Source organism: Caballeronia udeis, from assembly GCF_001544555.2.
GTDB lineage: Bacteria > Pseudomonadota > Gammaproteobacteria > Burkholderiales > Burkholderiaceae > Caballeronia > Caballeronia udeis.
On sequence record NZ_FCOK02000142.1, the window covers coordinates 1 to 9979 of the forward strand.

The 9979-nt window shown below is 55.4% G+C and carries 13 protein-coding genes and 1 pseudogene; 2 read left to right on the plus strand and 12 right to left on the minus strand.

The window, feature by feature from the left end:
• Nucleotides 1–61: 61 nt before the first annotated feature.
• The 12 genes from AWB69_RS48450 to AWB69_RS48455 form a co-directional block, all read right to left on the minus strand.
• Nucleotides 62–211 (minus strand): hypothetical protein, encoded by a 150-nt coding sequence (locus tag AWB69_RS48450; protein WP_156529201.1) that lies wholly within the window; start codon nt 209–211, stop codon nt 62–64.
• 44 nt (nt 212–255) lie between these two features.
• A complete protein-coding gene (locus AWB69_RS44160) occupies nt 256–453 on the minus strand; it encodes a hypothetical protein (protein ID WP_062093064.1) in 198 nt (65 codons plus the stop codon).
• Nucleotides 454–544: 91 nt separating this feature from the next.
• Nucleotides 545–1759, minus strand: a complete 1215-nt coding sequence (locus tag AWB69_RS44165) for a hypothetical protein (protein ID WP_156529202.1) — start codon at nt 1757–1759, stop codon at nt 545–547.
• A gap of 452 nt (nt 1760–2211) precedes the next feature.
• Nucleotides 2212–2781 carry a hypothetical protein gene (locus tag AWB69_RS44170; protein WP_156529203.1) on the minus strand — a complete coding sequence of 190 codons (570 nt, stop codon included), beginning with the start codon at nt 2779–2781 and terminating at the stop codon, nt 2212–2214.
• Nucleotides 2782–2905: 124 nt separating this feature from the next.
• Nucleotides 2906–3163 carry a hypothetical protein gene (locus tag AWB69_RS44175; RefSeq protein WP_062093067.1) on the minus strand — a complete coding sequence of 86 codons (258 nt, stop codon included), beginning with the start codon at nt 3161–3163 and terminating at the stop codon, nt 2906–2908.
• Between the two features lie 175 nt (nt 3164–3338).
• Nucleotides 3339–3647: a hypothetical protein gene (locus AWB69_RS44180; RefSeq protein WP_062093068.1), complete on the minus strand. Its 309-nt coding sequence runs from the start codon at nt 3645–3647 to the stop codon at nt 3339–3341.
• Between the two features lie 668 nt (nt 3648–4315).
• Nucleotides 4316–4885 (minus strand): hypothetical protein, encoded by a 570-nt coding sequence (locus AWB69_RS44190; RefSeq protein ID WP_062093070.1) that lies wholly within the window; start codon nt 4883–4885, stop codon nt 4316–4318.
• 32 nt (nt 4886–4917) lie between these two features.
• The gene (locus AWB69_RS44195) at nt 4918–5316 is read right to left on the minus strand and encodes a PIN domain-containing protein (protein WP_062093071.1); all 399 of its coding nucleotides are present in this window, start codon (nt 5314–5316) and stop codon (nt 4918–4920) included.
• A complete protein-coding gene (locus AWB69_RS44200) occupies nt 5313–5558 on the minus strand; it encodes an AbrB/MazE/SpoVT family DNA-binding domain-containing protein (RefSeq protein ID WP_062093072.1) in 246 nt (81 codons plus the stop codon). The genes AWB69_RS44195 and AWB69_RS44200 overlap by 4 nt, the downstream gene beginning before the upstream one ends.
• A 115-nt stretch (nt 5559–5673) precedes the next feature.
• Nucleotides 5674–5943 carry a site-specific integrase gene (locus tag AWB69_RS44205; protein ID WP_082913869.1) on the minus strand — a complete coding sequence of 90 codons (270 nt, stop codon included), beginning with the start codon at nt 5941–5943 and terminating at the stop codon, nt 5674–5676.
• Nucleotides 5944–5961: 18 nt separating this feature from the next.
• Entirely contained in the window at nt 5962–8022 is a 2061-nt protein-coding gene (locus AWB69_RS44210) for a recombinase family protein (protein WP_062093074.1), read from the minus strand.
• On the minus strand, nt 8003–8170 hold the full coding sequence (locus AWB69_RS48455; protein WP_156529204.1) for a hypothetical protein: 168 nt from the start codon (nt 8168–8170) through the stop codon (nt 8003–8005). The genes AWB69_RS44210 and AWB69_RS48455 overlap by 20 nt, the downstream gene beginning before the upstream one ends.
• Before the next feature lie 1514 nt (nt 8171–9684).
• On the opposite strand from AWB69_RS48455, the gene AWB69_RS44220 reads away from it, so the two are divergent.
• Complete coding sequence (locus tag AWB69_RS44220) at nt 9685–9870, plus strand: hypothetical protein (RefSeq protein WP_062093076.1); 186 nt, start codon at nt 9685–9687, stop codon at nt 9868–9870.
• A 4-nt stretch (nt 9871–9874) separates the two neighbouring features.
• Nucleotides 9875–9979 (plus strand): annotated as a pseudogene (locus AWB69_RS50150) (IS6 family transposase); the annotation flags it as partial.

Consider the following 9979-nt stretch of genomic DNA (forward strand, 5'->3'; position numbering starts at 1 on the left):
TGGATCACCAACGGGTTCATTCCATCGTCGCGTGGCCGTGGATGATTGATTCACTATTGAATTAGAAATGGAATAAGACCTCAAGACCGAGTACGCCAGGGCCAGGCGCGATCTTCTGGCCAGTCGTGAGACGCCTACTATCTGCACGAAGATTGCCGTCAATCTCCGCCTGCATTGGCGGATCGCTGAAGATGTTGATATCGCTCGTCATACAATCTTTTCCTTATACCGGCAGGGCCGGCTTTTCCGATTTGACTAGCGCCGCGATGGGAATAAGCGACCACCCATTGCCACATGGATGACCAAGGCGATAACGAGAAGCGTGCCACCCACAAATGGCTGTTTGTACAGAGGGATGCCAATCCCCTCGATAAAGGTCAAATGCGCAACCAGTCCAGACGCGATCAGCACGCCGCCTATGATTGAGAGAGCCGCAACAATCAGTTTGTCCATCTGCTTTTCCGGTGATCAGTTGGATAAACGCATGGTTCAGGACGATCTCAATCATCCGCTTGATGTAATCGTGATCAATTCGCATGGTTTTTCACATCCCGCCTTTGGCGGAGCCGATGAGCGAGCTCGCGATTCGTTGTTGCTTGGGCGTGCCCGCGCCCCATGCAAGGGCTGCTGCCTTGCGACGCAGTGCAGATACGACGTTTTGCTGGTCGGACGCTTCAGCGAGCGCGAGCGCGTTCAACGCAGCGGGTGAGAGATTCCGGATAACGTCGCTTGGATCGTCCCAGCTGATGCATACGTTCTGAGGTAGGGCTTCGATTCCGCTTTCCGCCGTGATCGTCAGCAACGCCTGGCCACTGCAAAAGTAGCGCTTGTTATTGCTCACGCAGACGATCATCACCGTTTTGGGGTCGACGTTTAGATCCTCTTTCATCGCTACCATGGCGTCGTGCAGGTCCAACGCGCTCGGCTGGTAATGCCCACTGCTGTTCGACAACATCACCACGCGGCCGTTGACGATGTAGATGGTGCCAGCACAGGTTACCTCCTGTCCAGCCAGGAGCGACGAATGTTGATAGCGGCCCACATGCTTGGCTGTATCGAGGTGGACATAGAAGTCGCCGTCGATGTCGCATACATAAATCGCTTCGCCTTGTTCGCCGGCGGAGCTCTGCGGGTGGTGAGTCCCGGTAGGCGTGTACGTATCGCGAATGGAATTGAACTCTATCTCTTCGAACGTTCCCGTCGTCGTACTCGCGAGTTGACCATTGAGCTTCACGGTCCGGCCCGGACCCGATGTCAGCTTCTTGGCCGCGCGCGTCGCGTTGTCAAAGTACTGCAAACGCGGCGCGTTGTGATACATGTGCTTGAAGTCCTTGACGAGCGCATACAGGTCGAGCGGATTCATCGCGCCCAGGTCTTGCCCATTCAATCCCGCATCGACCAGGAAATCACCGGCATGCACCCGGCGGTTCGGGCCATACTTGGCGGTAAACTGCTCGAGGCGGTACTGCGGTTGCAGATTGACGCCGGTAGATACCCGTTGGTCTGTATGCCGCGCAGTCACCGGCAACACGGCACTATGGTGTGGCGCCTGAAAGCGCTGAAGCGCTCGTTGCGCATGCGAATGGATCTCGCCTATCAGGGTGTCGCACGCCGCGCGCAGATTGCTGACAAACTGAAGTTTGTTCGGATTTGAGTTCTTTTGGTCTTTCTTCTTCTCAACGTAATCGGCCGCGCAGTCGCGCAATGCAGCGAGCGCCCCGAGTTGGGCGCGGATATTGCCCCTTGTCCGCGCAGCCATATGATAGCTATCAAGCGCCCCGCGCATACGGTTTACGATATGGTTTTGCGTTCTGACTATATTCTTCATGCTGGGCGGAAAGCAACTGTCAAAGTCAGCTCTGGTACTGATTTTCTGCATGATGCACCCCCGAAAGTTTTATGAATTCACCAGTTTGTCAATCTGCCAGCCAGAACGGTTCGGTCATCGTCGCTTTTCCAGTATCTAGGGGGGCGCAATAACGCATTCCAATTTCGTCCAGCGGTTCATGTTCACTTCTCCATGCGTGTCTGCAATCCATGCCCCATCTAGATACGAACACAGGCACAGCGAATTATCGGTCGACAGTATCTTGTCCCGCCTCCGGCGACCAGTCCTGTCCGTTTGCAAGCATGATTTTCGCCAGTTCAACAATTTGAGGGGTGATCCGCATATAGCCTCTTAGTCCGGTGACCTACAGTGCCCCGCTTTTCCTATGATTTTGGCGACCCGCCGAGCGCAAGTATGATCGTTTCAAACTGGGCTGCGAGCGCTTCGTCGTCCACCACTGTGTCATGCGACCTCGTGCCTCCATACGCCCGCTCGAAGGAACGATATCCAACTACAGGAGCCACCGCCTGATGGAGCCGTACTGCTAATGGCTCAACAATCGACCAAAGGGGAAATTGCTTCATGCCGGTTCTGATATAGCGAAGGCCGTGCCGATCGTTCAGCCCAACAAGCATCTGCATCGCGTTCAAATCGTTACTTGTTTCATTGAAGATATTCAGCAATCCAAGTTCCTTCGCTTTGCGATAACAGGCATGCAAGTCATGTCCATATTTTTTCGACCCCAACTCACGAATCGTCACCCCCGCGTGGCGGAGGTAGGCTTTCAGCGTGAGTTCAATGCCGTGGTGGACAAGAAAATAAGCCGGCATCGGAGAAATTTGTTCACCAGGGTGCTTATCCGCATGGTGATTGTCGACAACCCGCGATGCGTCGATGTACTCGTAAGCGAATCGCGCTAGGCCGATTGCCGTTGTTCGATCATCGTCGTTCACTTTTATGATCTCCAGAGCCGTGTTCACGCCTTGCCCATCGTTTGCTGCGCTACGCACCCGTACGTGGTTTCCTAATGGCGCGGCAGGAGCCGGTTTTCCTACCTAACAATTCGGTCGACCAGCCTTAAAGGTAACGCCTTTCATCATCGCCCCAGTAGTTAACAATGATGCGCCGCGTGCCATTCTCTCGATCCTCTATTTCGAAGTCGTCGACTTCCTCAAGACGAATGATGCTCATCAGCCGATCGATTCCTTGGACGCCCGCGAACGCTTTGTCATTCGCTATTCCCGACACTTTCCATCCCGGATCGGCAAGCACCCGCTTGCGCAGCGACGCCAGCAATACGCCAGCCGATCTGCGCGTGACTACGAAAATTTGCACGAAAGATACCGTATCAAAGAGGATTTGCCTCGGCAGAAACCGGCATCGCTTTTCCTTGTTTTCCTATGCTTCCAGTTCACTGCTTGAGGCCTTGGCTGACACGTTGCACTCAGGGCAGGTGATGATGACACCACCGAATACTCTGGCGAGGCCGGCACCGGTTTGCGCGAGCCAGCTACGCAAACGGATGCCCCGCAGTTCGACCGCTGGTGGTGACGACTTCCGCCAGTCCCATGTCGCACATAGTTGCACGTACCGTTTGATCTTCGATATACGCCAGCAATTGACCGAAAGCGGCTGCTGATGCCGCACCCGGTCCGGCGTTGCCAACGACTTGTTTGCGACAAAATGACGGCACGAACAAGTTGTTTGCCCCGAGCAATCGAACAGTTATAAAAAGATGGTGTCGATCTTGCCATGACTGTACCTGGAACCGACCAGGGCTTGTCGCCTCAAGAGCTTGCTGCACCGAAATGAGGTTCATGCTTTTCCTTGCTACTTCGTTATGGCTGCGTCGATCGCAAGTCGCGCGATCGCAGCAGCACGGCCTTCGGTGCCCGCCCCTGGCAGAGGTTCACCTACGGGAACTGCCTGTGCCGGGTCACCTTCGATCTTGACCAATTGCAACGGGCCACGACTCCGCGATGTCACAACGTCGGCCAAGTGGTCGTTCGCGCTTGTAGAGGCCCATACGCCAACGCTTGTCAGTCTTGTCCATGATCATTTCCGCTTCGTGAGCGTCCGTCTGTAGCGGATTCGATCATAGAGGCACATTACGCCGAACATCACACCGACCGCTACGCAAGGGATAACGACGTACAACGTTCCGACCTGGTCGTAGCTCATCCGCTTTTTCCTACCTATCATGTCGCCCGCGATTAACCATTCGGTAGACCATCAGGCTAAGGGCCGGGGCTCTCTCGACCATAAGAACCAGAAAGAGCACCGACGAGACCGTCGCAGCAGTCCAAAGCATCCAGCCAGTCCGATCGACGGTCGGATGCTGCGCCTGACGGATCGCAACAAAGGCGACGTAGGCGGCGCTCCCAATCTTGCCGTACGGCGCGAGTTGCTTGGTAACTGCCTCCCACTTTGCCAATGCGATCATCCTATAGCCTGGTTGTGCGCGCCGACGCTGGCCGGCCTTTCCGATCAGGTGAAGTCAAAAAAATCAGCCAACAGCAACCCGTTAGGGTGTCGGCCCAAACTGTGGCTACCGTCGATCCACGCCACTTCGACCCCGCTTCCCCGTATCCCATCAATAGCCAGCCGGCTGAGCTGTGGTCCAGGTAGTCCGTCTTGGCGTGGATCGATCACGACAATACGAATTCTCTCAGGATCGACCTGCCGCCGCATCGCCTGACACACTGCCAAGATGTCCGGCATCGCATTTGCAGCTTGCGGCTGCATCGCACACGCCATGTTGAAGCGCCGAAATCCGAGCCGACCAGCTCGACGCCGTGCAGTGTCTAGTCGATTAAAAAAGTGCTCAATGTTCTGTTGGGTCTCATGCGGGGAGGTTAAGCGCATAAACAGGCATCTCTCGCGGGAAAGCGTAACCAACCGAATCCGTCGCTGCGAGGTCGCCGGTACGATTCCCTTCGTCCCGAAGCGGGGGTCAACGAACATGCTGCGCAGTGTGGTGCTCTTTCCAGCGTCACGATCACCCACCACCAACAGTATCCGTTCGATTTGCGGCAACGCGCGGCGAGGTTCATTCACGTCATGTTTTCCGTTATCGGCCCAGGCCGTGATTACGCAATCAAACGCATCCCGGCGACCTTCGAAGCCATCACGTCGAAAGTTGCCGTGTACTCGCATTCGGCGACGTGCCCCGACCGCTCGATCATGCAGTCCGCAAAATCCGCCTTCGCAGATGCACCGAAAACGCGAAGTGCTCTTCGCACCGTGTCCGCACCTTCAACGACCAGCTCCTTGGTGCCGATCATCGAATCGATAATGTCCTTCATCTGCTCACGCTCGACGCCGTAGCACCGCCCGAGCACCCACACGACCTCGACCAGTGCAACCTGCGAAACGTACCCTGGCTGCTCGGCCGTTAGCGACGCCATCAGGGCTGTCGCCTTCTTCGATTGCACGGCATCGTCCTCGGCGAGGTACCGGACCAAAACATTTGTATCCAGTCCGATCATCGCGCTGATGCTCCCTGCTCGGCGATGGCCCGGTTCATGTCCTCAATCGACACGGGATTAGCGGGCTTCTTCACGATGCCTTTGAGCGACGCAAGCGAGCGCGTAGCTGGGTAAACCTCGTACCGGCCCGTAACCTCATTGAAGCTGAATTCGATCCGGTCGCCCGACTCCAAGCCAAGTTGGTTGCGTACGTCCACCGGAATCGTTACCTGGCCCTTTGATGTGATAGTTGCTGCTGTCATAGTCACCCTCCAATATTCCTTACTTTATGGTAAGGCGAGGATAAAAGCAAGCGCAAAATAGCGCGCTAGCCCTTTGATTACGGCAAAATCGCGCCAAAACTAAAATTCCCATGCATCAAATGACCGTTGCCATGGCTCGGGCCATCTCGGCGAGCGACACATCGATATACCGGCTCGTTTGGTCAATGCTCTCGTGGCCGAGAAGCAGCTGAACTTGCTCGATGGTCGCGCCATTGGAAAGCAGCCTTGTCGCGAATGTTCGACGGCCGCTGTGGCTTGTTCCTTTCGTGCCAGCAGCTCGGTATAGCCCGGTGACGTACGCCTGTAGCGAATCAGCCGCCCAATAGTCTGTGATAGCTCCCATTGCCCCCCGGACACGAGACATAATGCTCACCTCCCTATGTTATTGAAGATCAATAGATAGTTGATTTGGATCCGCTGATTGCGGACCTTCCGCCGAGTCCATTCGTGCGTAATACGCGTCGATATCGTCCCGACGTATGACCCATGGCGCGCCAATGCACGCCTGTGTAGCCGGCAACTGCTTCGTGCGGATCAATCGCAAAACCGTCGGCGCGCTGATACGCAATAACGCTGCGGCTTCCGCTGCGGTTAGTTCATTACGCTCCTGCCGCTCTCCTTCGCGATAGACTGCAATCGAATGATCGTGACGCAAAATACCAACGCGCGCTGCTGTCCATGAATGACCTTTGGCCGTGCGTTTGCCCAGGCGATTAATGATCGCGGCAATGGATAGGTCCGGGAGGGTTCTTGCCAGCGCACGAACGATATCAATGGTGTTGCTGTCGGTGGCCCAGCGATGTTGCCCAGTACGATTCGTTTGGAATTCAAGTTCGGTGTGGTCTCCTCCTTGCCAGTGAAGAAGCGCCCGGATGGTGTGGTCCTGCTTCGTGACAACAATCTCTTTGAGAACGGTACGCAAAATACGCTTCTTGATGTCGATGGCACTAGCGGGGTGATTCCACAGCCGGGGCAGATCCGTTCCCAATCTCATGAGCTCATCGCGCGCAGCGCTGCTGAGTGAATCCGCCGGCTGCTCGCGCAGCGCATCAAGTTCGGCTTGCCGTTGCGCTTGTATTGCCAATGCATCGTTCCAGCGGCGTTCTAGTTCTGCGGCGACCAATCGGTTGTCTGGGTCGATGGCATCGTACTGTCGACGCGCGCGGGTGGCTTCATAACGTGCCTGTTCGAGCGCCAACTCCTTGTGGCGTACTCGCTCGTCATCACTCATGCGATTACGTTCGATAGCGTCCAACGAGGCGCGAATGCCCAATGGTTCAAGTCGGCGTAAAACTTCGTCCGACACGCGCTGATCTACACGCAATGCGCCGAACGAAATACAACTTGGACCACCGTGATTTAGCATGCTGCCTCGGCAGTGATAGCGGGCGACTTCGCCCTTGGTACCCGAATACGCGATATGCAGCTTGCGGCCGCAATGACCGCAACGTAGCAGACCCGGCAACAGCGAGCTGCCGCGTTTGACCGACCCGCGGACCATGTTGCCCTTCATATTGGCATTGTCGGTAATCAATTTGCGATTGCTCTCGTATTCGTCCCAGCTAATGTAGCCCGCATGGTGTTCGACGATCAAGACTTGCCAATCCTCACGGTTGACGTGGGTACCGCTGTAGAGACGCTTGCGACCGTTCTCAATGCGCACGATCGTCTTGGTCTTGCCAAACGCGTAGGCACCGCCGTACGTGGGATTCGTTAGCATCTTCAACACGGTGTTATATATCGGCAGTTTCCAGACGACATGGCGGCCCTCTGGACCGTAGCTGACAGCCGGCAACTCAATATTCTCTTGCCGGATCCAGAGTAAGGCTTGTCTGACACTACCTAACTCACGAAACTTCTGGAAGACTAGGCCGAGCGCTTCACGAATACGTCGATCCGGATCGATCTCGATTCGATTGTTCGGGACCCGAACATAACCAATCGGCACCGTCATGAACAACTCCCCACGCTTGGCCTTCTGGTCCAGTGCGGCTTGAGAGCGTTGGCGAAACGTCGATAGTTCCATCTCGGACAGCGTGCCCTTCATACCCAGCAAAAGCCGGTCGTTCGGTTCTCGAGGATCATAAATTCCGTCTTCGTCGATCAGGATCGTTCCGACAAGCCGACAGAATTCGAGCAACGTGTGCCAGTCGCGGCCGTTGCGCGCGAGCCGGGAGGCTTCGATACAGAATACTGCACCGATCTCGCCGCTGCAAAGCGTGGCGAGCAACTTCTCGAACCCCGGTCGATGGATACCGGAACCCGAACGACCGAGGTCATCGTCGATAATAGATACGTCCGGCCAGCCCAGCTCGCGAGCACGATCCGCAAGCCCATATTGGCGCAACTGGCTCTCGCGGTTGTGCTGAACCTGATCGAACGTTGATTGCCTGATGTACACGCACGCACGGCGCGCAAGATGTTCAGCGCGGATCTTGCTCATTGCGCACCTCCGTCTCGATCGCGTCGATTACCGATTGCATCAGCAGTGCCAGTTGCGCCACCACTTCCGATAGCGTCTCTGCCGGCAAGGGCCTTTCGTTGCCGGCCTCCTCGAACAGATCCTTCTGCCTGATCACCTGTTTGCGCATCACCGTATCTCCCGTGTGTTGACGACACACTGGAAGATAAAGCGGCATCAATCAGGCGCTGCAGTTCGACCAATACCGCATGCGGCAACTCCGGCTGGGAAACCACATGCATTCGGGTCGCTTCCTCCCAGGTCATCCACGGCGGAAGATGCGCGCGGGTACCGTCGGGCTGCATGATGATCAGATACGACTCACCCCTGTATCGGTTCAACCCTATGACGTTGATGCATTCGCCGAAGCGCGGGTGAAACGGATAGCGAACGACGACGTCGTCGCCATGATGATGGGCAGTATGTTGCTGGTTCGCCAGTTCGGACCACTAGACAGATAGCCCAAAGTATTTTCGTATAGGAGGGTCGCGGTGACCCATTGAATGTCACCTTGGTCGTCTGATATCCAGAGTGCTACGGTGTTCTTGTTGAAGTTCCCGGCGCCTAACGCATATAGAGGACACACGCACTGTGCACCAAGAAACTGCGTGAATGAGGTCCAACTCTGATTCTGCGCGTATGGAATGACGGACGCGACTTCTGGCGAGCTGCTCTCAACGGTCCACACAATTGGGTCGTTCAGAGATATCGTCCACAGTTGAATTGGTGTGTTGATCGATGGTGGTCCCAGTTGCGGACCGAGTACGGCCCCGGTCATAAATTTGAAAATCGGTGAGTAATCCTGGCCAGGATTTGGAGGGAACTGCGGCTCGAATGGTACCCATGGAAGCCAGTCGATGAAGGATCGGTCGTGGCTTTGAATTTCCACGAAAGCGTTGGGTTCCCGGAGTATGCGATGAGTTGCGTTCGTCCAGTCAAAAACTCCACAGCTAGGAGGTAAGTCACTTTGTCATCTTCAGGGAGATGAGTCCAGTCCGTCCACGGAGCATTTGGATCCGGCGTCGTTTTCCATCGTGAATAGGCCAGCATCGGCTCATTTGGCGCGCCGGCATTTGCCCACGCCTGTAGGCGTCCATCTGAAAGCATTCCGACAACTAGGTTTTGAACGTTCTGAAGGCTCACTTTGACCTCCTGACTCGCTAGCGCATCGCGTGCGAACGTATGAAATCAAACGAGAGGGTTGGTTAAAGATGCGCACTCGTGACCACCTCGGCCGGTCGGCACATCTCTCTCGATCCAGTATTGTTAATTTCACATGAAAATGCATCGTTGATGCTCGATGCAAAGAAATTTAATTTGGGCTATCAATTACTTTGTGCGGTAAAGATGCTTCTTGTTCGACAACGTTGTTGATTGAACGTAGTCTCAAGAAGGTTCTCCGACGGATGCTAAGACGATAGACAAAGCTTTTCCAATCACAGGAAAACGGTTCGTCCGCTGATTCCGGTCGCGCGGTGGGGCGAATCGGAAGGCATGAATGTCGTTCTTTGTTATAGATGAACAAACTTAGCGAAATCCGCCAAGTTGATAATCATGTGAAAGGCCTCCTGGCCGCCCAGAGAAGGGGCGGCCAGGGTCTACAGTTGAGATGCCAAGCTCAACCGACCCGTTCAGGAGGCTGAAATGAAGTATAGCGGCATCGATTTGCACTCGAATAACGCCATGATGGCCGTGATCGACGATCAGGACCGGCTGCTTTACTGCAAGCGACTGGCCAATGACCTGTCATCAATCATCGCGGTCCTCGCGCCATTCCACGAGGACCTGCAAGGGCTCTGTCAGGTTGATGGGGAGTCGGCGGTAGAATGAAATGATGAAGAAAACGAAATCGCTTTATCACAGTCACCGCTTCTCTGCCGTCGTCATCAGCTGCGCGGTTCGCTGGTATTTCCGGTTCAGCCTGAGCCTGCGCGACATC